The sequence below is a fragment of the Duganella kummerowiae genome (assembly GCF_053572355.1).
This window is the reverse complement of sequence record NZ_JBKFEH010000027.1, coordinates 1-25,605: the sequence shown is the minus strand read 5'-3', so window position 1 is coordinate 25,605 and position 25,605 is coordinate 1. Positions and strand designations below refer to the sequence as shown.

Here is a 25,605-nt window from a genome sequence, read left to right as displayed (position 1 = left end):
CAGCAATCGGGGAGCATCCAACATTTACGCATAAAGGAAACCAACATGTCAGTCGTCGAAATCTTTGAAACCCTCAAGCAGAACCACATGTCGATCGGCGTGGCGGACGGCAAGCTGCGCGTGGCCGATCCGGACCAGAAGCTGACCCCGGAACTGCGCGAACAGATCCGCGCCAGCAAGGACGAGTTGCTGCGCATCCTCAGCAAGCGCGACACCAGCAGCGTGGCGGACTACCCGCAGGCCACCCTGAGCGAAGCCGAATTCGCCGAGGTGCGCCAGGCCCATCCAGACTTGCAGAACCTGTATGCCGCGACTGCCCTGCAAAAGGGCATGTTCTTCCACGAGACCTACGCCGGCCGCGAGACCTGCTATACGCGCCAGATCTATTTCGACCTGCGCGGCGCGCTCGACATCGACGCCATGGCCCAGGCCTGGCAGCACGTGGTCGGCCGCCACGATATCTTCCGCACCGCCTTCGTCGGCTTCGGCGCCAGCGAGATCCACCAGCTGGTAGCGCGCCAGTCCGACATCGCGGTCACCGTGATCGACCGCAGCGGCGAGGACGGCGACCAGCAGGCCTGGCTGGAGGCACTGCGCGCGGAGGAACGCGCCACCCGCTTCGACTACGGCAGGCCTGCGCTGATGCGCATCAACCTGGTCAGGCTGGCGGCCGACCGCAGCCATCTGCTGTGCACCTACCATCACGCGCTGCTGGACGGCTGGTCCATCCCGCTGCTGCTAGACGAGGTCAACCAGAGCTACCAGGCGCTGGCAGCCGGCCGCCAGCCGGCGCTGGCGCCCTCGGTGCCTTTCGGCCGCTACATCGGGTGGCTGGCGGCCCGGGACGAACAGGCGGTGCAGGACTACTGGACCGGCTACCTGGCGGGCTACACGGCGCCGCGCCTGCCGCACTTTCCCGCCGCCGCGGGCAGCGCGCCGGGCTTCGGCAGGGCCCCCATCGAGGTCGGCGCAGGCCTGTCCAAGCGCCTGGTGGAGACCTGCGCGCGCCGCCAGTGCACCATGAACGCCCTGCTCAACCTGGCCTGGTGCTACACCCTGGGCCGCCAGCTGGACCTGGACGATGTGGTGGTCGGCTCGGTCGGCTCGGTGCGGCCGCCGGACATCCCGCAGGTGGAGCGCATGCTGGGCCTGCTGGTCAACACGGTGCCGGTGCGCGTCCGGTTCGACCCCTCCCTGACCGTGGGCGCGGCGCTGGCGGCGCTGGCCCGCGACGGCGCCGAGAGCACCGAATACCGGCACGTCGCGCTCGACAAGCTGCAGTCGGCGCTGGGCTTTTCCAGCAAGCTGCCGCTGTTCGAGACGGCGGTGGTGTTCCAGAACTATCCCGACTACGGCCGCAGCGACGGCGACGAGCTGCTGCAGGACGTCACCCTGGCCAACAGCGGCTACGCCGAGGACAACAATTTCGCCCTGGTGCTCAACGGCTCCCTGGTCGGCGAGCGCCTGCAGCTCGACATCGGACACGACGAGCGGGTCGCCCCTGGCACGGCGCTGGCCCTGGCGGCCCGCCTGAAACAGACCCTGGAGAGGCTGGCCGACGCCGAGGCCGGCGCCACCCTGCTTGCGCTGGACGGCGAACAGCAGTTCCCGCAAATCGGTGCCGGCTTCGTCCCGGCAGCCGCGCTGCCCACCGTGGCCGAACTGGTCGACGCCGCCGCCGCGCGCCAGCCGCGCGCCGCCGCCGTCAGCTACGACTTCTCCACCCTGGGCTACCAGCAGCTGGCGGAGAAATCCAACCGCCTGGCCAACTACCTGATCGTCGCCGGCGTGCGGCACAACGACAAGGTCGCCATCCTGCTGGACCGCTCCACCGAGCTGGTGACCACCATGCTGGCCACCCTCAAGACTGGCGCCGCCTACGTGCTGCTGGAGGCCAAGGAGCCCGACCAGCGCATCGCCCACAAGCTGCGCGCCGCCGGCGTGCGCTACGTACTGACCGACAGCCAGGGGGCGGACCGCTTCGGCCATGCCGACGCCAGGATCATCCTGCTGGACAACCCCAAGGTGGCCAAGGAGATCCACCGCGCCAGCAGCGCCAAGCCGGTCCCGCTGAGCAGCGCCAACAGCGGCGGCCCGGCCCTCGCCTATGTGCACTTCGCCTCCGGCGAGAATGGCTATCCGCGCCCGGTCGCGGTGCCGCACCAGTTGCTGTCGGCCATGGTGGAGTGGCACAACGGCCGGGCCGGGCCGGAAGGCGGAACGGGTGGCCAGCGCCGCGTGCTGTGCGCCAGCCCGGTATTGCTGGAACGCGCCTCGCTGGAGCTGTTCGCGGCCCTGGCCGGCGGCGCCGAGGTGCAGCTGGCCAACGACGTGCTGGACCTGTGCATCAACCACACGCTGGCGCCCACCGAACTGGCGCTGGGCGCTGACCAGCTGGCGCGCCTGTACGCACGCTCCTACGGCTTCGAGGGCGTACGCGGCGTCACCCTGTTCGACAGCCGTCCTGCGCCAGCCGACCTGCGCCGCCTGTTCCAGGCCGCCGATATCGGCTGGGTCGACCTTTACCTGGGCTACGCAGGCCATGCCGCCGTGGCCGGGGTACACCGCGTCACCCGCGACAACCTGGAGCAGCCGCCGGCCTTTTCCGCCATTCCCGGCATTTCCAGCTTCCTCGTGCTGGACCGGCTGGGCCGCATCCAGCCGGAAGGCGCCCCGGGCGCGCTGCACGTGGGCGACCGCGCGCGCCTGCACGCCACCGGCGACCTGGCCCGCCTCCAGGGCGGCCGCGTGGCGATAGTCCAGCCGAGTCCCGATCACGTCGACCTGGGCGGCTATCGGGCCGACTACCGCGAGATCGAAGCCCACCTGGCCGCGGCGGACGGGGTGCATGCCTGCGCCGTGCTGCAGCGCGACGACGGCGACGGCGCCCGCTTGGTCGCCTATGTGGTGTTCGACGACGGCTTTACCGGCACCGCCAACCACTATGCCGAGGACGAGGAATACTTTGCCGAGGTGCACCGCTGCAAGAAGCACCTGCTCGAGCGCCTGCCTGCGCCCCTGGTGCCCGAGGTCTACGTGTTCCTGGAACAGCTGCCACTGCTGTCCAGCGGCGGCGTCGACAAGCAGGCCTTGCGCAGCCCGGAGGAAATCAGCCATGAGCGGCGCCAGTTTGTGGCACCCGCCAACCCGGTCGAGCAGGCATTGCTGCAGCTATGGGAGGGCTCGTTCCTGATCAACGACATCAGCTGTGCCGACGACTATTTCGAGCTGGGCGGCTCCTCGCTGCTGCAGGTGAAGCTGGGCGCGCGCATCAACAAGGACTTCAAGACCACCATACCGCTGACCGAACTGTTCCGCGACCGCACCTCCATCATCTCGCAGGCTGAAGTCATCCAGGCCGCCCTGGCAGCCCGGGCCTGAACCTCCCCGCCGCCGCGGCGTCCGCACGCGGCATTCTCCCCCAGGCGCCCGGCAACGGGCGCCTTTCTTTTGGAGCCGTTTTCAAGCGGCCCGGGCGCCGTTGCGCCTGCTTTCCCTGCCCATCCGGAACCGGCTGCTGACGGCCGCCGTGGCCCGCAACAACCGGCTGTTCTTGCCGCATCGGCCCCGTCCGTGGCGCGCGCGCAAAAAAAGCCGCCTTGCGGCGGCCAAACAGGAGACTACAAACCGGTATCGTCGCCGGCCGCCCGTATGGACGACGGCCGCGCCGAAGTTCAGCCGGCGGAGAACAGGTCCAGCAAATCACCCTCGCTGCGCAGCACGCGCGTTCCGGCCGGCCGCGATGCCGGCGCGGACGGCGGCAACGGCAGGTCGAACAGGCTGTTCGCGGTGCCGGCCGCCACGGTCTCCAGCAGGACCAGGTAATGTTGCGCCAGGCGGGCGATGGTGCCCGCCTCGAACAAGCCGGTGCGGTAGGATACGTGGACCGAAATCGCCTCGCCCTGCTCCTGCAGGCTGAACGCCAGGTCGGCCTTGGCGCTGACCACGTGCGGTGCGATCTGGTTGATCTCGACGCCGTCCAGCGACAGGTCGCCGGCCGGCATGCTGTGGAAGGCATACATCACCTGGAACAGGGGATCATGCGCCAAGCTGCGCTTGGGGTTGGCGATGTCCACCAGATGGTCGACCGGTACGTCAGCGTGGTCGAAGGCGCCCAGCATGCCCTCCCTGACCTGGGCCAGCAGGCTGCCGAAACCGGCCTCGCCATCGATGCGGGTGCGGACCGGCAGCGTGTTGACGAACATGCCGATCACGCCTTCCAGTTCGGGACGCAGGCGGTTGGCCGAGGCCACGCCCACCACCAGGTCGTCCTGGTCGCTGTATTGCCACAGCTGCACCTTGAGCACGGCCAGCATCAGCATCGGCAGCGTCACGTTGCAGGCCGAGGCCAGCCGGCGCAGCGCCGTGGCCAGCGGCGCTTCCACCGTGTATCCCAGCATGGCGCCACGGTTGTCCTGCAGCGGCGGACGCTCGCGGTCCAGCGGCAGGGCCAGCAGCTGCGGGGCCCGGTCCAGCGCGCCGCGCCAGTAATCGACCTGGCGCCGGTAGGCCGGCGTATCCATGCAGCGGCGCTGCCAGTGGGCGTAGTCGTAATACTGCAGCGCCACCGGCGGCAGCGGCGCACGCGCCGCATACAGCGCCGTCAGCTCCCGCATCAGGATGCCGATCGACCAGCCGTCGAACACGGCGTGATGCACGTTCAGCAGCAGCACATGGCGCTCCGGCGCCGTGCGCAGCAGGCCGGCGCGCAGCAGCGGACCGTGTTCCAGGTCGAACGGCGTGGCGGCATTGGCCGCCACTCTGGCCGCGACCTGGTCCGCGCCGACGTCCTCCACCGCGATGGACAGCCGCAATCCGCCAAGCTCGACCCGGCGCGCCTCATGCTCGTCCCGTGGCAGCGGGAAGCGCGAACGCAGCACCTGGTGCCGTTCCAGCACCGTGTTCAGGGCCCGCTCCAGGGCGCCGTGATCGAGCGCCCCGCGCAGATGAAAGGCGAACGGCATGTTGTACCCGATGTCATCGCCGCGCGTGAACTGGTTGATGTACAGCAGCCCCTCCTGCGCCAGCGACGGGCAAGGCGCCAGGCCGGTCGCTGCTGCCAACGCCGGTAGCGCCGCGTCGCCGCCCTGTCCGGCCGCGCGCTCCACCAGCAGCGCCAGCTGGCGCACGGTGGGATGGGCGAACACGTCGCGGATCTGCAACCCGGCGTCGAAGCGGGCGTTGAGGCGGTTGGCCACCTGCAGCACCAGCAGCGAATGGCCGCCCAGCTCGAAGAAGCTGTCCTGCGCCCCTATCAGTCCGGGCGCCATGCCCAGCACCTCGCCCCAGACGTCTGCCACGGCGCGTTCCGCGTCGTTGGCCGGACGCTCCATGTCGGCAGCCGCTTCGCGCCGCCATTCCGGCGCCGGCAGGGCCTTGCGATCGAGCTTGCCGTTCAGGGTGAGCGGGAAGCGTTCCAGCACCACGTAGCAGCTCGGCACCATGTAGGGCGCCAGGCTGGCGGCGGCAATGCGGCGCAGCCGATCCGGGCGCGGGTCCTCTTTCAGGGCGCCGTCCGCCAGCACCAGGTAGGCGGTCAGGAAGGCGTCGCCGTCCGGCTTGCGGGTCAGCGCCACGGCAGCCTGGTTCACTTCGGGGTGGCCTTCCAGCACCGCCTCGATCTCGCCGCACTCGATGCGGAAGCCGCGCAGCTTGACCTGGAAATCCTGGCGGCCCAGGTATTCCAGCTTGTGCTCGGCATTCCATCGCACCAAGTCGCCGGTGCGGTACAGGCGCGCCCCGCGGTCGAAGGGACTGGCGATGAAGCGCTCGGCGGTCAGCTCGGCGCGGTTCCAATAGCCGCGCGCCAGCCCGGCGCCGCCGATATACAGCTCGCCCACGCCGCCCCACGGCGCCAGGTTGCGGTGTTCATCCAGCACATAGACGCCGGTGTTGGCAATCGGCTTGCCCAGCGCGACCGCGGCTGCGCCAGCCGGTACCCGCTCGATGGTGGACCAGATGGTGGTCTCGGTGGGGCCATACACATTCCACACCGAGCCGACCCGCGACTGCAGCTCCCGGTTGAGCGTTGCCGGCCAGGCCTCGCCGCCGCACAGGGCGGCCAGGCCGGGCGCGCCCTGCCAGCCGCCGTCCAGCAGCAGCCGCCAGGTGGACGGCGTGGCCTGCATCATGGTGATGCGGTGGCGGGCGATCAGTTCCTGCAATTGCTGGCTGTCGCGCGCCGCCTCGGCGCTGGCGATGTGCAGCTGGGCGCCGCGCACCAGCGGCAGGAACAGTTCCAGTCCGGCGATGTCGAAGCTGACCGAAGTGACCGCCAGCAGCCGGTCGCGTCCGCCCATGCCGGGCGACTGCGCCATCGACTGCAGCAGGTTGCACAGGGCGCGGTGCTGGATGCATACGCCCTTCGGGTTGCCGGTCGAGCCCGAGGTGTAGATTACATAGGCCAACTGGTCAGGATGTCCTGCCTCGCCGGCGCGGTTGGCGCCGCTGCACACGGACAGCGCGGCCTGCACGGCCTGGTCGTCCGGGCACACGGTGCGCAGGTCCAACGCTTCCAGCCCGGCCGCCAGGTCGCCTTCGGTCAGCACCACCCGCACCTGGGCGTCGTCCAGCATGTAGGCCAGGCGCGCCTGCGGATAGTCGGGGTCGAGCGGCACGTAGGCGGCGCCGGTCTTGGCGATGGCCAGCATGGCCACCACCATCCGGGCCGAACGCCGCAGGCAGAGCCCGACCAGGGTGTCCGCTTCCACGCCCTGGCGGCGCAGGTATTGCGCGAGCCGGTTGGCGCGGTCGTTGAGCTGGGCGTAGCTGAGCACCGTGTCGCCGTCGCTGACCGCCAGCGCGCTGGGGGTGCGCTCCACCTGGGCCTGGAACAGGCCGTGCAGCGTGGCGTCCGGATAGGCCTGGGCACTGCCGTAGCCTGCCGTGAGCAGGCGCTGGCGCTCCTGCAGCGTCAGCAGCGGCAGCTCGCCGATGCGGGTTTCGCCGTCGGCCACGATGGCGCGCAGCAGCACCTCGAAGTTGGCGGCCATGCGCGCCACCGTGGCCTGCTTGAACAGGTCCACGCTGTACTGCCATTCGATCTCCAGGCCGGCGTCCGATTCGCCCATGGCCAGCTCCAGGTCATACTTGACGGCCCGCTCCGGGGCCGCCAGCGGAGTCACCCGCAGGCCATCCATGTCGATCGCGTGGCGTTCGTTGTTGTGCAGGGTTAGCAGGATCTGGAACAGCGGGCTGTGGCTCAGGCTGCGCTCGGGCTGCAGCCGCTCCACCAGCATTTCGAACGGCACCGACTGATGCTCGTAGGCCGCCAGCACCATTTGCTTGTTGCGCTCCAGCAGATCGCGGAAGCGCGGATTGCCGGACAGGTCGCAGCGCAGCACCAGGTTGTTGACGAACAGGCCGATCAGCGGCGCGGCGGCGGCATGGGCGCGGCCCGCAATCGGGGTGCCGCACACGATATCGGTCTGGTTGCTGTAGCGGCCCAGCAGGATGGAGAACGCCGTGTGCATGAACATGAACAGCGTGACCTGCTCGCGCCGGCAATAGCGCTTGATCTGCTCCAGCAGGGCGGCGTCCGCCACTTGGCCATGCGCTGCGCCGCGGAAGCGCTGGGCGGCGGGACGAGGCTGGTCCAGCGGCAGGCTGTGGGCCACGGGCAGGCCGGCCAGCTGGGCCGACCAGTAGGCCAGTGCGCGCTCCAGGCGCTCGCCCTGCAGCTGGCTGCGCTGCCACTGGGAATAATCGGCGTATTGCACCTCGAGCGGCGCCAGCGCCGGCTGGCGGCCGGCGCGCAGCGCGTTGTACAAAGTGTTCAGCTCGCGCAGCAAGATGCCCAGCGACCAGCCGTCTGCCGCGATGTGGTGGCGGGTCAGCAGCAGGTGATGGCGCTGTTGGTCCAGGCGGCACAGCTGGGCGCGCAGCATGACGTCGCGGCCCAGGTCGAAGGGCGCGGCCGCTTCGCCTGCACACAGGCGCGCCAGCGCCTGGCGCCGGGCGTCGCCGTCCAGCCCGCGCAGGTCGTGCTCGGTATAGGCCACGGCGGCGTGCGCATGGATGCGCTGCAGCGGCTGGCCATCGGCACCGGCTTCAATGGTCGTGCGCAGCACTTCGTGGCGGTCGACGATGGCCTGCAGCGCCTGGCGCAGGGCCGAGGTATCGAGCTCGCCCTCCAGTTCCAGCGGCAGCGGCAGGTTGTATTCGGCGCTGCCGGCTCCCAGCCGGTCGATGAACCACATGCGCTGTTGGGCGTAGGAGGCCGGCAGCGGCGCGGCTCGCCCGCATGGCGGGATGGCCGCCCCGGCGCCGTCCCGGGCGCTGTCAGCCACCCGGGCGCACAGCCCGGCGATGGTGGGATGCTCGAACAGCGCGCGCAGCGGCAAGGCCACCCCCAGCCGTTCGCCGATCAGGTTGGCCAGGCGCGTGGCCAGCAGCGAGTGCCCACCCAGGGCGAAGAAGTTGTCGTTCACCCCGATCTGTTCGCGTTGCAGCACCGACTCCCACAGCGCGGCCATGGCGCTCTCCTGCGCAGTGGCGGGCGCCACGTAGGCAGCGCCGCCCTCCTCCAGTTCCGGCGCCGGCAGCACCTTGCGGTTGACCTTGCCGTTCGGGGTCAGCGGCAGCGCGTCCAGGAACACGTAGGCGGCAGGCTGCATGTAATCGGGCAGCCGGGCGGCCAGGAACTGGCGCAGCGCGGCGGACTTGGGCGCCTCGCCATGGCTGACGATGTAGGCCGCCAGGCATTTTTCGCGGCCGCCATCGGCACGCGCGACCACCACGGCTTCCTGCACCGCCGGATGCTGGCCCAGCAGCGATTCGATGTGGCCCAGTTCGATGCGGAAGCCGCGCAGCTTGACCTGGGTGTCGGCCCGCCCCAGGCATTCGACCATGCCGTTGGGCAGGTAGCGGCCCAGATCGCCGGTGCGGTACAGCCGGTCGTGGACTCCGGCGCCATAGGGGTTGGGCAGGAAGCGCTGCGCGGTCAGCTCCGGGTCGCCCCTGTAGCCGCGCGCCATGTGGGCGCTGCGCATGTAAACCTCGCCGTGCTCGCCGATGCCGGCCTGGCGTCCGGCCGGGTTCAGCACCAGTAGCTGCACGCCCGGGATGCCGCGGCCCAGCGGTATCACTTCGCGCAGGGCCTGGGCCGGCGTCTCGCGGCTCACTTCATAGTAGCTGACCGAGCGCTGGGTCTCGGTCGAGCCGTAGTAGTTCACCACGCGCATGGCCGGCGCCAGCGCCCGCAGGCGCTGCACGTCGCGCCTGGTCAGCACATCGCCGACCAGGAACACATAGCGCAGGTCGGGCAGCACCAGCTCCGGCGGGGCTTCGCTCAGCACCTGCGCCATGGCCGGCGTGAGGTGGGCCACGGTGACGCGTTCGCGCGCCATCCAGCGCGCCAGGCGCTGCGGCGTGATCAGCTCGGGATCGGGGATGTGCAGGGTGGCGCCCAGGCACAGCGTGGTGAAGATGTCGCGCTGCAGCGGATCGTGCGCCAGGCCGGACAGCATGGAATAGCGGTCCTCCCGGCCCAGGCCGAAGTAGCCGCCCAGCCATGGGATGAAGTGGCTCAGCGGGCCGTGGCGGCCTTCGACCGCCTTGGGCTTGCCGGTCGAGCCGGACGTGAAGGCAATCAGCGCCAGGTCATCCTGGTCCACCGGCACCGGCTGTGCGCGCCAGCCCGCGTACTGTTCCAGCTCCGCCTGTCCGGCGCCGCCCAGGTCCAGCCGGACCGGTATGGCGGCCAGCAGCGCGGCCTTGCCGGCCTCGATGGGGTCCGGCTCGACATTGATGAAGGCGCGCGGGCCGCCCGCTTCCAGGCAGGCTTCCAGGTGTGCGCACGGGTACACCGGGTCCAGCATCATGAAGGCGGCGCCAGCCTTGAGCGTGCCCAGCACGGCGGCCGCCACCATGGCGTTGCGGGCGGCGTGGATGGCCACGATGTCGCCGCGCACCACGCCATGCGCCTGCAGGTGGCAGGCGATGCGCTCGCTCTGCTCGTGCAGCTCGGCATAGGTCCAGCTGCGCTCGTGCGACACGATGGCCATGGCGTCCGGCCGGGCCGCCTGGCAGTCGACGAACATCTCGTGCACGGCGCCGGCCCAGCCGGTGGCCAGGACGGCGGCGGGATCGGGCAGCACGGCGCGCGCTTCCGGCGTCAGCAGCTGGTAGCTGTCGATGCAGTCGTCCGGCGCGGCCGCGGCCTGCTCCAGCAGCAAGGCATACTGGCGCAGCAGTTCGCGCATGCGCTCGGCGTCGAACAGGCCGCGGTTGTAGACCAGGTGCAGGTCCAGGCCGGCCGCCGTATCCTGGGCGTACAGCGTCAATTCGAACTTGGCGTCGAACTGCATGCTGCCCGCGTCATCGGCGCCCAGCTCCTCGCAGCGCAGGCTGTCCAGCATTGGCGCTGCCGACGGCAGGTTCAGCATGTTGAAGAATACCTGGAACAGCGGGTTGCGGCTCAGGTCCCGCTGCAGCGGCAGGGCGTCGACGATGCGCTCGAACGGCACGTCGCTGTTTTCATAGGCCTCCAGCACGCACTGGCGGGTACGCTCGAGCAACTGGCGGAAGCTGGGCCGCCCGCTGGTATCGGTGCGCAGCACCAGGGTGTTGAGGAACAGGCCGACCAGCCCTTCCAGCTCCTTGCGGTCGCGGTTCACTGCCGGGGTGCCGACCAGCACGTCGCTCTCGCCGCTGTAGCGCGACATCAGCAACGAGAAGGCCGACACCAGCGTCATGAACAGGCTGGCGCCGCTGTCCAGGCTCAACGCACGCAGGCGGCGCGCCAGTTCGGGCGCCACCAGCATATGCTCGGCCGCGCCTTCGAAGCGCTGGATGGCGGGACGGGGGCGGTCGGTCGGCAGGTTGAGCAGTTCGGGAGCCTGGTCCAGCTTGCGGACCCAGAACGCCAGCTGGCGTTCCAGTGCGGCCTGCTGCTGCGCACTGCGCTGCCAGCAGGCGTAGTCGGCATATTGCAGCGGCAGCGGCGCCAGATCGGGTGTGCGGCCACAGGCCATGGCGTCGTACAGGGTCAGCCACTCGTCCAGCATCAGGCCCATGGACCAGCCATCGCACACGATGTGGTGCACGGTCAGCACCAGCACCGACTCCTCGGGCGCCAGCCGCACCAGCTCCGTTTTCAGCAAAGGGCCATCGGCGAGGTTGAACACGAAACCGGCGTTGGCCTGCAGGCGCGCGCAGACCTCGCCCGGTTGCGCCTCGGTCACGGCCAGCGGGACATCCAGGGTGTCCGCGATGCGCAGGCAGGCCTCTCCGCTGTCGCCGGTGACGAAATTGGTGCGCAGGATTTCATGGCGCTGCGCCAGTTGCAGCAGGCTGGCCGAGAGCAGGCTGTCATCCACCTTGCCCAGCAGGCGCAGTGCTGCCACCACATTGTAGGTGGCGCTGGGTCCCTCCAGCGCCTGCAGGAACCACAGGCGCTCCTGCGCATGCGACAGCGGCAGGCGCTGTTGTCGGCTGGCCGCGACGATGGAGCCTTCGCGCACGGCCGGCCCGGGTGCAGGCAAGGTGAGCGCCAGTTCGGCAAGGGTGGGGGCTTCGAACAGGGCACGCAGTCCCATGGTGATGCCCAGTTCGGCGCGCACCCGGCTGGCCAGCTGGATCGCCAGCAGCGAATGGCCGCCCAGGGCGAAGAAATTGTCGTGGCGGCCGACCGGGTTGGTGGCTTTCAGCAGTTCGGCCCAGATCGCGGCCAGCCGGATCTCGATTTCGCCTTCGGGCGCCTGGTAGGGTACGTGCGCGGCCTGCGCTTGCGGCTCCGGCAGCGCCTTGCGATCGAGCTTGCCGTTGGCCGACAGCGGCAGGCTGTCCAGCCTGACGTAGATGGCCGGGACCATGAATTCCGGCAGGCTGGCGCCCAGGTGGGCGCGCAGCGATTCGGCGGCCAGTTCGCCGCTGGCCACGTAATAGGCCACCAGCCGCGTGCCCAGTTCGTCCTGGCGCGCCGTGACCACCGCCTCGGCCACGCCGGCATGCTCCAGCAGGCGCGATTCGATCTCGCCCAGCTCGATGCGCAGGCCGTTGACCTTCACCTGGAAGTCGTTGCGGCCCAGGTATTCGATGGCGCCGTCCGGCAGGTGGCGCGCCAGGTCGCCGGTCCTGTACATGCGCCCGCCGGCCACGAAGGGATCGGCGACGAAGCGCTCGGCCGTCAGTTCGGGACGGTTCAGGTAGCCGCGCGCCACCCCCACCCCCGCGATATGCAGTTCGCCCGCCACCCCGGCCGGCACCGGTTCGCCATGCGCGTCCAGGATGTACATGCGCACATTGGCGATCGGATGGCCGATCGGCACGATGCCGGGATGGGCATCGCCGCAACGCCAGTGGGTGGCCTCGATGGCCGCCTCGGTCGGCCCGTACAGGTTGTGCAGCTCCACCTGCGGCATGCGCTCGCGCACCCGCTGCTGCAGCGCGTACGGCAGCGCCTCGCCGCTGCACATCACGCGCCGCAGCGAACTGGTGTCGCTTCCCTCCTGGCCCAGGAACACCTGCAGCATCGAAGGCACGAAGTGGATGGTGGTGATGCCGGCCTGCGCGATCAGGCGCGCCAGGTAATGCGGATCGCGGTGCCCGCCCGGACGCGCCATCACCAGCTGCGCGCCGCAGGACAGGGGCCAGAAGAATTCCCACACCGAGACATCGAAGCTGTACGGGGTTTTCTGCAGCACGCGCTCGCCGGCCGCCATGCCGTAATGGGCCTGGCCCCACAGCAGGCGGTTGACCACGCCCGCATGCTCGTTCATCACGCCCTTGGGCAGGCCGGTCGAGCCGGAAGTGTAGATCACATAGGCCAGGTTGGCGGGCGTGGCCGCGGCGGCCGGGTTGGCGCCGGGCTGCGACGCCCACGGCGCCGGGTCGGACAGGTCCAGCACGGGCAGCGCCGGGGCCGCGTCCTGCAACGCGGCGCGCCAGGCGCCACCCACGCCGGTCTCGGTCAGCAGGGCCACCGGCGCGCTGTCGCGCAGCATGTGGGCCAGGCGCTCCTGCGGATAATCGGGATCGAGCGGTACGTAGGCGCCGCCGGACTTGAGCACGGCCAGCAGCGCCGTGACCATGCTGGCGCCGCGCTCCAGGCACAGCGCCACGCGCTGGTCGGGCCGCACGCCCAGGCTGCGCAGGTGATGGGCCAGGCGGTTGGCGCGGGCATTCAGTTCGGCGTAGCTCAGGGTCTGGCCTTCCACCAGCAGCGCCGGGGCGTCCGGAGTGCGGGCCACCTGGGCCTCGAACAGCGCATGGATGCAGGCCTGGCCGATGGCGGCGGGCGCGGTGGCGGGGGCGTTGAAGCCGTCGATGATGGCGCTGCGCTCGGCCGCCTGCAGCAGCGGCAGGCGGTCCACCGGCTGGCCGGCGTCGGCCACCATGGCTTCGAGCAGCGTGCGCCAGTAGCCCAGGTAGCGCGCCACGGTCGCCGCGTCGAACAGGGCGGTGGCGTATTCCACGCCGCCTTCGATGCGGCCGTCCTGCTCGTGCAGGCCAAGGCTGATATCGAACTTGGCGGTGCCGCCATGCGGCAGCTCCATGCTACGGGTGGCCAGCCCTTCGAGCACGGGCGCCGCCTGGGCTGCGCCCTGCCACACGAACATGGCCTGGAACAGCGGGCTGTGGGCCAGGCTGCGCACCGGGCGCACCTGTTCCACCACCTGCTCGAACGGAATGTCCACGTTCTGCTGCGCAGCCAGGGTGTGCTGCCTGACCCGCTCCAGCAGCGTGGCCACGCTGGGCGAGCCGCCCAGGTCGATGCGCAGCGCCAGCGTGTTGACGAAGAAGCCAATCATGTTTTCCAGCTCGCTGCGCGCCCGGTTGGCGTGCGGCGTGCCGATCACCACCTCCTGCTGGCCGGACAGGCGCGACAGCAGCGCCGCCCAGCTGGCCAGCAGGGTCATGAACAGCGTGGTGCCGTGGCGCTGCGACAGCGTCCTGAGCGAGGCGCTCAGCTCCGCGTCCAGCGCATACGGCAGATAGGCGCCCGCGTAATCCTGCCTGGCCGGACGCTGGCGGTCGGCCGGCAGCTCCAGCAGCGCCGGCGCGCCGGCCAGGGTGCGTTTCCAGTACTCGCCCTGGGCCGCGATCGGCTCGCTCAGGGCGCCGCGCTGCCAGGCGGCGTAGTCGGCGTACTGCACCGCCAGCGCCGGCAGGGGATCGCCGGCGCCGGCGCGGAAGGCGCTGTACAGGACGCCCAGCTCGCGCACCAGCACGCCCATGGACCAGCCGTCGGAAACGATGTGGTGCTGGGTCAGCAGCAGCACATGCCGCTGCGCCGCCAGCCGCACCAGGCGGGCGCGCACCAGCGGGCCGGCCCGCAGGTCGAACGGCGCGCGCGCCTCCAGCGCCATCAGGTGCTCCAGGGCGGCCTGCGGATCCGCATGCACGCCCAGGTCGTGCTCCAGCAACGCGCAGCCGGCATCCGGCGCGCCGATGCACTGGCGCGGCTGGCCCCCGGCCTCGACGAAGGTGGTGCGCAGCGCCTCGTGGCGGGCCACGATGCGGTCCAGTGCACGCACCAGCGCTTCGCGGTCCAGCGCCCCTTCCAGCTGCAGCGCATAGGGCATATGGTAGGCCTCGCTGCCGCCTTCCATTTGCGTCAGGAACCACAGCCGCTGCTGGGCGTATGAAAGCTGCTCGCGCTGTTCCCCCATCGCCGCCACCAGCGGCTGCAATACGGCGTCCTGCCTGCCCTTGCCGGCGGCGGCCAGGCTGCGTGCAAGATCGCTCAGCACGGGCCGGGCAAAAATGGCGCCCAGCGATATCTCCAGATCAAGACGCTGGCGCAGGCGCGAAAGCAGTTGCACCGCCAGCAGCGAATGGCCGCCCAGGGCGAAGAAGTTGTCATGGCGGCTGATGGGGCCAGTTTTCAGCAATTCTTCCCAGATCCCGGCCAGCGCGGTTTCCAGGCCTTCCTGCGGCGCTTCGTAGCGGTCGTCGCGGCCGTGCAGGTCCGGCTCCGGCAGCGCCTTGCGATCGAGCTTGCCGTTGGCCGACAGCGGCAGGGCGTCCAGCCTGACGTAGATGGCCGGGACCATGAATTCCGGCAGGCTGGCGCCCAGGTGGGCGCGCAGCGATTCGGCGGCCAGTTCGCCGCCGGCCACGTAATAGGCCACCAGCCGCGTGCCCAGTTCGTCCTGGCGCGCCGTGACCACCACCTCGGCCACGCCGGCATGCTCCAGCAGGCGCGATTCGATCTCGCCCAGCTCGATGCGCAGGCCGTTGACCTTCACCTGGAAGTCGTTACGGCCCAGGTATTCGATGGCGCCGTCCGGCAGGTGGCGCGCCAGGTCGCCGGTCCTGTACATGCGCCCGCCGGCCACGAAGGGATCGGCGACGAAGCGCTCGGCCGTCAGTTCGGGACGGTTCAGGTAGCCGCGCGCCACCCCCACCCCCGCGATATGCAGTTCGCCCGCCACCCCGGCCGGCACCGGTTCGCCATGCGCGTCCAGGATGTACATGCGCACATTGGCGATCGGATGGCCGATCGGCACGATGCCGGGATGGGCATCGCCGCAACGCCAGTGGGTGGCCTCGATGGCCGCCTCGGTCGGCCCGTACAGGTTGTGCAGCTCCACCTGCGGCATGCGCTCGCGCACCCGCTGCTGCAGCGCGTACGGCAGCGCCTCGCCGCTGCACATCACGCGCCGCAGCGAACTGGTGTCGCTTCCCTCCTGGCCCAGGAACACCTGCAGCATCGAAGGCACGAAGTGGATGGTGGTGATGCCGGCCTGCGCGATCAGGCGCGCCAGGTAATGCGGATCGCGGTGCCCGCCCGGACGCGCCATCACCAGCTGCGCGCCGCAGGACAGGGGCCAGAAGAATTCCCACACCGAGACATCGAAGCTGTACGGGGTTTTCTGCAGCACGCGCTCGCCGGCCGCCATGCCGTAATGGGCCTGGCCCCACAGCAGGCGGTTGACCACGCCCGCATGCTCGTTCATCACGCCCTTGGGCAGGCCGGTCGAGCCGGAAGTGTAGATCACATAGGCCAGGTTGGCGGGCGTGGCCGCGGCGGCCGGGTTGGCGCCGGGCTGCGACGCCCACGGCGCCGGGTCGGACAGGTCCAGCACGGGCAGCGCCGGGGCCGCGTCCTGCAACGCGGCGCGCCAGGCGCCACCCACGCCGGTCTCGGTCAGCAGGGCCACCGGCGCGCTGTCGCGCAGCATGTGGGCCAGGCGCTCCTGCGGATAATCGGGATCGAGCGGTACGTAGGCGCCGCCGGACTTGAGCACGGCCAGCAGCGCCGTGACCATGCTGGCGCCGCGCTCCAGGCACAGCGCCACGCGCTGGTCGGGCCGCACGCCCAGGCTGCGCAGGTGATGGGCCAGGCGGTTGGCGCGGGCATTCAGTTCGGCGTAGCTCAGGGTCTGGCCTTCCACCAGCAGCGCCGGGGCGTCCGGAGTGCGGGCCACCTGGGCCTCGAACAGCGCATGGATGCAGGCCTGGCCGATGGCGGCGGGCGCGGTGGCGGGGGCGTTGAAGCCGTCGATGATGGCGCTGCGCTCGGCCGCCTGCAGCAGCGGCAGGCGGTCCACCGGCTGGCCGGCGTCGGCCACCATGGCTTCGAGCAGCGTGCGCCAGTAGCCCAGGTAGCGCGCCACGGTCGCCGCGTCGAACAGGGCGGTGGCGTATTCCACGCCGCCTTCGATGCGGCCGTCCTGCTCGTGCAGGCCAAGGCTGATATCGAACTTGGCGGTGCCGCCATGCGGCAGCTCCATGCTACGGGTGGCCAGCCCTTCGAGCACGGGCGCCGCCTGGGCTGCGCCCTGCCACACGAACATGGCCTGGAACAGCGGGCTGTGGGCCAGGCTGCGCACCGGGCGCACCTGTTCCACCACCTGCTCGAACGGAATGTCCACGTTCTGCTGCGCAGCCAGGGTGTGCTGCCTGACCCGCTCCAGCAGCGTGGCCACGCTGGGCGAGCCGCCCAGGTCGATGCGCAGCGCCAGCGTGTTGACGAAGAAGCCAATCATGTTTTCCAGCTCGCTGCGCGCCCGGTTGGCGTGCGGCGTGCCGATCACCACCTCCTGCTGGCCGGACAGGCGCGACAGCAGCGCCGCCCAGCTGGCCAGCAGGGTCATGAACAGCGTGGTGCCGTGGCGCTGCGACAGCGTCCTGAGCGAGGCGCTCAGCTCCGCGTCCAGCGCATACGGCAGATAGGCGCCCGCGTAATCCTGCCTGGCCGGACGCTGGCGGTCGGCCGGCAGCTCCAGCAGCGCCGGCGCGCCGGCCAGGGTGCGTTTCCAGTACTCGCCCTGGGCCGCGATCGGCTCGCTCAGGGCGCCGCGCTGCCAGGCGGCGTAGTCGGCGTACTGCACCGCCAGCGCCGGCAGGGGATCGCCGGCGCCGGCGCGGAAGGCGCTGTACAGGACGCCCAGCTCGCGCACCAGCACGCCCATGGACCAGCCGTCGGAAACGATGTGGTGCTGGGTCAGCAGCAGCACATGCCGCTGCGCCGCCAGCCGCACCAGGCGGGCGCGCACCAGCGGGCCGGCCCGCAGGTCGAACGGCGCGCGCGCCTCCAGCGCCATCAGGTGCTCCAGGGCGGCCTGCGGATCAGCATGCGCGCCCAGGTCGTGCTCCAGCAGCGCGCAGCCGGCGTCCGGCGCGCCGATGCACTGGCGCGGCTGCCCCCCGGCCTCGACGAAGGTGGTGCGCAGCGCCTCGTGGCGGGCCACGATGCGGTCCAGTGCACGCACCAGCGCTTCGCGGTCCAGCGCCCCTTCCAGCTGCAGTGCATAAGGAATATGGTAGGCCTCGCTGCCGCCGTCGATCTGGGCCAGGAACCACAGCCGCTGCTGGGCGAAAGACAGGGCCAGGCGGTCCTCGCCGCCGGCGGGCTGTATCACCTGCACGGCGTCCGCGCCGGCCGCGCCCAGCTCCCGCGCCAGGTCGCTGAGCACCGGGTGCGCGAATACGGCGCCGACGGAGATCTCCAGGCCAAGCTGGTGGCGCAGGCGCGACATCATCTGTACCGCCAGCAGGGAGTGGCCGCCGAGGGCGAAGAAATTATCATGGCGGCTGACCGGGCCGGTCTTCAGCAGCCCGGACCAGATTTCCGCAAGGACGGTTTCCAGGCCACCCCGGGGGGCTTCGTAATGTCCGTCCGCAGCCTGCAGCTCAGGCTCTGGCAACGCCTTGCGATCCAGCTTGCCGTTGGTGGTCAGCGGCAGGCTGTCCAGCCTGACGTAGATGGCCGGGACCATGAACTCGGGCAGCGACGCCGCCAGATGCAGGCGCAGCGACTCCGCCGTCACCGCATCCCGGCCCGGGGCGCGGGCCGGCACGTAGTAGGCCACCAGGTTGGTGCCGGCGCCGGTGTCGCGCGCCAGCACCGCCGCCTCGGCCAGGTCCGGGTGGGCCGTGAGGCGCGATTCGATCTCGCCCAACTCGATGCGGAAGCCGCGCAGTTTCACCTGGAAGTCGTTGCGGCCCATGAATTCGATGTTGCCGTCGGGGTGGAAGCGCGCCAAATCGCCGGTCTTGTACATCCGGGCGCCGGGAACGAAAGGATCCTCGATGAAACGCTCGGCCGTCAGCTCCGGACGCTTCAGGTAGCCGCGCGACACGCCATGGCCGCCAATATGCAGTTCGCCGGCCACGCCGACCGGGACCGGTTGCAGGTGTCGGTCGAGGATATACACCCGGGTATTGCCGATCGGACGTCCTATGGGCGCGTTGCGCGGCAGCGCACGAATGTGGCTGTAGGTGGTGGACAGCACCGTGGTCTCGGTGGGACCGTAAGCGTTGATGATAGCCAGGCCGGGCCGCAGGTCCATCAGCCGCCGCAGTTCCGACTCATGCAGCGGCTCGACGCCGACCATGACCTGCTTGAGCGAGAGCGCGGCGACGCATTGCTCCGGTGCTTCGGCCAGGCTGCGGATCAGGAACGGGGGAAGGTAGCCCAGGGTGATGCGGTTGTCCACCAGCCACGCCAGCAGCAGTTCCGCGTCCACCCTCACCTGCTCGGGCACCAGCGTCAGGCAGGCGCCGTATGCGAACGGCACGAACACCTCGAACACCGAGGCATCGAAGCCGAAACTGCCCCAGCACGACGCATAATCGGGCGCCTCGCCGGCCGCCAGCGGGTAGCGCGTGGTCCAGTCCAGGATCAGGTTGCACAGGTTGTCGTGGCCGACCATCACGCCCTTGGGCACACCGGTGGAGCCGGAGGTGTAGATCAGGTAGGCCATGTTGCTCGATGCCAGTCCCAGTTCGGCCGGCGCCAGGTTGGCGTCCGGACAGCGCTCCCAGGGTCCCGGCCCGGCCGCCAGGTCGACCAGGTGCATGCCGCCAGCCACGGCGGCGGCACTCCAGGCGCCCGCCAGGCCGGCATCGGTCAGCAGCGCGACGGCTTCGCTGTCGGCCAGGGTGGCGGCCAGGCGCTCGGCCGGATAGGCCGGGTCCATCGGCACATAGGCCCCGCCGGCCTTGAGCACCGCCAGGATGGCCAGCACCACCTCCGGGCCGCGCTCCAGGCAGATCGCCACGCGCCGATCCGGCCCCACGCCCAGTCCGCGCAGATAATGCGCCAGGCGGTTGGCGCGCGCATTCAGGCCGGCATAGGTAAGCAGCGTGGAGCCGTGCTTGAGGGCCGGCGCATCCGGCTGGCGCGCCGCGTGGGCTTCGAACAGCTCATGTATGCACAGGCCGCGCGGGAAATCGACCGCGGTGTCGTTCCAGACATGAGTCAGCTCGTGGCGCTGGGCTGCGTCCAGCAACGGCAGGCGTCCGACCGGCGCCGGCTGGCCGGCCGCCATGGCCTCCAGCAAAACGCGCCAGTGGCCCAGGTAGCGCTCGACCGTGGCCGCGTCGAACAGGGCGCTGGCATATTCCAGGGTGCCGGTGATGCGGCCATCACGCTCCTCCAGCGACAGGCTGAGGTCGAACTTGGCGGTGGTGGCCGGCGATGGCGGCAGGGCTACGCTGGCCAGGCCGGGCATGGCCAGCAGCTCCTGCGGCGTGTTTTGCCAGGCAAACGCCACCTGGAACAAGGGGCTGTGCGCCAGGCTGCGCGCCGGCCGCACCTGCTCCACCACCTGCTCGAACGGAATGTCGACGTTCTGCTGGGCCGCCAGCGTGCTGGCCTTCACCTGCTCCAGCAGCTCGGCCACCGTGGGCGCGGCCGCCAGGTCGACCCGCAGTGCCAGCATGTTGACGAAGAACCCTATCATGCCTTCCAGCTCGCTGCGTGAGCGGTTGGCGTGGGGCGTGCCGATCACCACTTCATCCTGGCCGGACAGGCGCGACAGCAGCGCTGCCCAGCTGGCCAGCAGGGTCACGAACAGGGTGGCGCCGTGGCGCTGAGACAGCGCCTTGAGCGACGCCGTCAGCCCGGCGTCCAGCACGCAGGGAAGCGAGCCGCCAGCATAATCCTGGCGCGCCGGGCGCACGCGGTCGGACGGCAATTCCAGCAGCGCGGGCGCGCCGGACAGGGTGCGTTTCCAGTACTCGCCCTGGGCCTCGACCTGCGTGCGCAACGCGCTGCGCTGCCAGGCGGCGTAATCGGCATATTGGACCGGCAATGCTGGCAGCGGATCGTCGTGGCCCTCCAGCAGGGCGGCGTACAGGGTACCCAGTTCGCGCACCAGCACGCCCATCGACCAGCCGTCGGCCACGATATGGTGCAGCGTGACCAGCAGCACATGCTGCTGTGCGCCCAGTCGTACCAGGCGGGCGCGCAGCAGCGGGCCGGTGCCGAGGTCGAACGGGGCTCCGGCCTCCACGGCCGCCAGGCGCTGCAGTTCGGCCTCGGCGTGCGGATGGCTTTCCAGGTCGTGCCGCTCCAGAGGGCACCCCACCTGCGGCGGCAGGATGCGCTGGCGGGGCTGTCCATCGATGGAATCGAAGCCGGTGCGCAGGGCTTCGTGGCGGGCCACGATGCGGTCCAGGGCGCGCCCCAGCAGTTCCGGCTCCAGGCTGCCATCCAGGCGCAGGCCGTACGGAATGTGGTAGGCCGCGCTGGCGCCATCCATCTGGGCCAGGAACCACAGGCGCTGCTGGGCAAACGACGGCATGGCGCGCTCCTGCTCCGTGGCGCGGGCGATCGGCGCCGCAGAGGCCGACCTGCGCTGCAGCTTGGCGGCGCGCGCCGCTTTCAGTAATTGTTCGCGGGCTTCGATATCCAGGCGATTCAGGTCACTAGTCTTCATTTTCGATGTACTTTCAGAACGCGCTGGATGGCGCCAGCATCTTGGGTCTGTGGATGGACAACTACACAGTTGCCATTAGATGCCAGCCCCACAATTTGCAACACTGTCAGGCTTGACAGCGCGCGGCACGGCCCGGAAACGAAAGCGGAAGGATAAAAAAGCGCGGCCACGCGGACGGAGCGCGTGGCCGGGATGGGGGAACGCGGCCGCCATCCAGGCGGCCGGTGCGAGGTTCAGGCGGCAATGGCGGGCGGTCCTCCATCGTACAGGCCGGCCAGCTCGTCCAGGTCGAACTGGGCCAGCTGCGCATCGACGATGCTCTCCGCCAGGGCCGCCAGGTGCGGCGCCGAGAACACCGCCGCCAGTCCCAGCTCGACGCCGAAGACATCGCGTATCCGCGACAGCAGCCTGGCGGCCGACAGCGAATGGCCGCCCAGGCTGAAGAAGTTATCGTAGCGGCCCGGGCGCTCGTAGCTGAGCAGCTTGCACCATAGCTCCGCCAGCGTGGTTTCTGTCTCGCCCTCCGGGGCTTCATACCCGGCCTGCACCGCGTACGCCTGCGCCGGCGGCGACGGCAGGGCGCGCCGATCGAGCTTGCCATTGGGCGTCAGCGGCAGCGCCGGCAGGCATACGTAGGCGGCCGGCAGCATGTAGGCCGGCAGCCGCTCCTGCAGGCCTGCGCGCAGCGCCGCGACCAGTGCCTCGCCGCCACCGGCATCCTCGCGCGCCACCACATACGCAACCAGGCGCTTGTCCCCGCCGGCATCGGCCAGCGCCGCCACCGCAACGTCGCGCACGTCCGGCTGCTCGCGCAGCCTGGCCTCTATCTCGCCCAGTTCCACCCGAAAGCCACGAATTTTCACCTGCGCGTCATTGCGGCCCAGGTAGTCGACCACGCCGTCGGCGCGCCACCGCCCCAGGTCGCCGGTGCGGTACATGCGTTCGCCGGGCGCCGGGTTGTACGGGTCGGGCACGAAGCGCTCGCGGCTCAGCTCCGGAAGGTTCAGGTAGCCGTGCGCCAGGCCGGCGCCGGCCAGGTAGATCTCGCCCACCACGCCGACCGGCACCGGGCGGCGCCCGGCGTCCAGTATATAGACCTGGGTATTGGCGATCGGCCGGCCCAGGGGGATAGGCTCGCGGCCACAGGCCGCGCGGATGTGGTGCGTCAGGGCGAAGGTGGTGGTCTCGGTTGGACCGTAGCCGTTGAGCAGCCTGCCGGGCGGGCTGCGCCGCAGCACACCGGCCACTGCTTCCGGATTGAGCGCATCGCCGCCGATGATGAGGTAGCGCAGCCGGGCGATGCTGTCCGCCATCTCCTCGGCGAACTGGTTGAACAGGCCGACCGTCATCCACAGCACGCTGACGCGGCTCTCGCGCAGGACGGTGCCGAAGCGGCGCGCGTCCAGCAACAGTTCCTGGCTCACCACCACGCAGCAGCCCCCGTTCAACAGCGCGCCCCAGACTTCCATGGTGGCGGCGTCGAACGCCGGATTGGCCGCGAAGGCGATGCGGTCGGCCGGCCCAAAATCGGCGTAGCCGTTGTCGAGCACCAGGCGATTGATGGCCCGGTGCGGCACGACCACGCCCTTGGCCTGTCCGCTCGAGCCGGAGGTGTACATGATGTAGGCGGCCGCCTCGCTGTCCAGCGGCGTCCCCAGGTTGCCGGTATCGAGCCGGTTCAGGGTGGCGGTGTCGATGTCGAGCAGGCCTTTCGCTTCCGGATCGGGGTGGTCGGCGTTGCCGTTGCCGATTACCACGCAGGCGCCCGTGTCCCGCAGGATGAACTGCTTGCGCTCGGCCGGGAAGGCGTTGTCGATGGGGACGTAGACCGCCCCGCATTTCAGCACCGCCAGCTGGGCGGCAATCAGGTCGAGCGAACGCTCCAGCATGATGGCCACCGTCGATCCTATGCGCACACCCTGACTGCGCAGGCAACGCGCCAGCCGGTTGGCCTTGTGATTGAGCTCGGCGTAGCTGGTTGCGCCGCCGGCGTGCAGCACGGCCGGCGCGTCAGGACTGCGCGTGGCCTGCTCCTCGAACAGCTCGTGCACGCAGCGCTGCGGGCGGTAATCGCTGGCGGTCGCATTCCATTCCACCAGGATGCGGTGGCGCTCCTGGGTGGTGAGCAGTTCCAGGTCGCCCACACGCTGCTCCTCGCCGCGCAGCATGGACAGCAGCAGCGTACGCCAGTGCGAGAAATGGCGTTCGGCCGTGGCTTGGTCGTACAGGCAGGGCGCGTAATGCCAGGTGCACTCGAACGAGCCGCCCAGGTCGCACACGCTGAGGGCGACATCGCAGCCGGCCAGGGCGTCGCTCTCGCCGCTCAGGGCAGGTCCCGACACGGCATCGTAGACGAAACCGAACTGCACGCGCGGCAGGTGCAGGCCGCGCGCCGCCGCCGAGGCCAGCCGCACTTGTGTCGAGGTCTGGTCCAGCAGGCGCTGCACGCTGTCGTCCTCGCCCACGCGCAGCACCAGGCGCGCCGGGGCGCGGCCCACGATGCGCGCACCCAGCGTCACCTCGCCCTGGCCGGACAGGCGTGCCAGCACCGCCGCCAGGGCGGCCAGCAGGGTGGTGGACGCCGAGATGCCGCGGCGCCCGCTCAAGGAGCGCACACCGCGCGCCAGCGCCGGCTCCAGGCGGTGCGCGATGGCGGCGCCCAGGCGCACGCCCTCCTGCGGCCGGGCGCGGTCGCAGGGCAGCTCCAGGTGCGGCGTATCGGACTCGCCGTGCATCAGACAAATGGTACTCATCAGAATTCCTCCCCATACATATCGAGATCGGCCTCGTTGAACGAGATCGTGTGCGCGTAATGTTCGCGCGTGGCCTGCAGCTGCAATTCCTCCTTGCATAGCGCCGCTATGCGGTTGATGTGGTCGATGTAGCGCGCCAGCAGGATGGCGGGATCCGGCCCGTCCTCCCCGGCGGCGGCCTGGATGGTGATATGGATGCGGTCACCGCACACCAGGTGCTCGATGGCCTGCGCCTCGCCACGCAGCAGCGGCGCGGCTGGTGGCATGCGCTCGGGGCACGGACCCTGCGCCTGCGCCAGGTCGAAGCGGACGGCATCCTCGCTGTCGCGGCCCGCCGCCAGCGGCGCCGCCTCGCGCTGGCGCCGCTTGACGTGCGCGATCAAGGATTCGAACGCGGCCTCGCCCGGCAGTGCCAGGGTCAACCGCCGCAGCGCCAGGAAGCAGCCCACCGTGGCGCCGTAATCGGTGCCCTGCCCGTCCGCGCGGGCGTCGCAACCCACCACCAGATGTAGCGGCGCGCCGTCCCCCTGCTCCTGACGCAGGCCGGCCAGGGCCGCCAGCAGCAGCTCCGTGGTGCTGGTGCGGTAAGCCTTGTTCAGGGCATCCCCGTCGAAGCCGATCCAGGCCGACGCCAGGCGGGCCGTGCCTCGCCCGAACGGCGGAACGCCATCCTCCGGTGCGAGGGCGCGGGCGCCGTCCGCCGCCGGCACGGAACGCAGCCAGCCGGCGTACGAAGCGCCGCGCCCAAGGTCCGGCCGGACACCGGCTTCGGCGCAGGCCAGCAGCGTTTGGATGTCGGCTTCCAGCTGCAGCCATGACCTGGCATCGCACGCCAGGCGGTGCATGGACACGAGCAGGACCGGCTGGCCGGCCGGCTGCGACAGGCGGAACGCGGCCGAACGGCGCACCACGATGGCGTCGTAGTGCGCGCGCAGCGGATCGCCGTCCGCTTGCGCCGAGGCGGCGGATGGCGGCGGCGAGTCTGCCGCCTCGAAGCGTACGGTGCCGCCTGCCGGCGACATCCGCAGCGCGTCATGGCGCCGGTACAGGGCGGCCGCCATGGCGTCCAGCTCATCCTGCCGCAGCCGGCGCGGCAGCGCAATGGCATGGCTTTGCATCAGTCCGCAGGCATGGCTGCTGCGCTCCAGCAGATAGGCCTGGGCGCCGCTGATGGGCAGCGCGGCGCCGCACCCGCCCTGGCGCGGCGCCAGCACCTGGGTCGACAGCGCGGCAATGGTTTGGTGCTGGAACAGCTCACGCACCGTAAAGGGCAGCCCCTGCTGGCGCGCGCGCGCCACCAGCAGCATGGAGGTGATGGAATCTCCGCCCGAGGCGAAGAAATTGTCTTCCACGCCTATCCGGCCAGCCTTGAGGACGTCCTGCCACAGTTGGCACAGGGCCGCCTCCGTATCGCTACGCGGCGCGACATAGGCGGCTTTGCGCAGCGGCGCGGGGTCCGGCAGGGCGCGACGGTCCACCTTGCCGGTACGGGTCAGGGGCAGCCGCGTGAGCGGCACATACAGTTCCGGCACCATGTAGTCGGGCAGGAACTCCCTGAGCGGTTCGCGGCACGCGTCCGCCCATGACCGCTGGTCCGGTGGCGTTTCTTGCACGACCAGGTAGGCCGCCAGGCGCGTGCCGGATACGGCCACCACGGCCTGTTTCACGCCGGGCAGCCGGCGCAGCTGCGCCTCCACCTCGCCGGCCTCGATGCGCATGCCGCGCAGCTTGATCTGGTG

The 25,605-nt window shown here is 70.5% G+C and carries 3 protein-coding genes and 1 pseudogene; 1 reads left to right on the top strand and 3 read right to left on the bottom strand.

Going from position 1 to position 25,605, the window contains the following annotated elements; all coding sequences use genetic code 11:
* Positions 1-45 precede the first annotated feature (45 nt).
* Positions 46-3,381, top strand: a complete 3,336-nt coding sequence (locus tag ACLB1G_RS27310) for a condensation domain-containing protein (protein WP_491630427.1) — start codon at positions 46-48, stop codon at positions 3,379-3,381.
* A 293-nt stretch (positions 3,382-3,674) separates the two neighbouring features.
* On the opposite strand, the pseudogene ACLB1G_RS27305 reads toward ACLB1G_RS27310, so the two are convergent.
* The 3 genes and pseudogenes from ACLB1G_RS27305 to ACLB1G_RS27295 all read right to left on the bottom strand — a co-directional run.
* Positions 3,675-21,113, bottom strand: a pseudogene (locus ACLB1G_RS27305) (non-ribosomal peptide synthase/polyketide synthase); the annotation flags it as partial.
* Between the two features lie 233 nt (positions 21,114-21,346).
* Positions 21,347-23,866 carry a non-ribosomal peptide synthetase gene (locus ACLB1G_RS27300; protein ID WP_491630426.1) on the bottom strand — a complete coding sequence of 840 codons (2,520 nt, stop codon included), beginning with the start codon at positions 23,864-23,866 and terminating at the stop codon, positions 21,347-21,349.
* Positions 23,866-25,605 (bottom strand): phosphopantetheine-binding protein (locus ACLB1G_RS27295; RefSeq protein ID WP_491630425.1); only part of this gene is annotated, 1,740 nt, incomplete at its 5' end. The genes ACLB1G_RS27300 and ACLB1G_RS27295, both read right to left, overlap by 1 nt.

Excerpts from the sequence above, each read along its gene's own strand:
- ACLB1G_RS27310 (WP_491630427.1), top strand. The coding sequence starts at position 46 with ATGTCAGTCGTCGAAATCTTTGAAACCCTCAAGCAGAACCACATGTCG.
- ACLB1G_RS27300 (WP_491630426.1), bottom strand. The coding sequence starts at position 23,866 with ATGAGTACCATTTGTCTGATGCACGGCGAGTCCGATACGCCGCACCTG.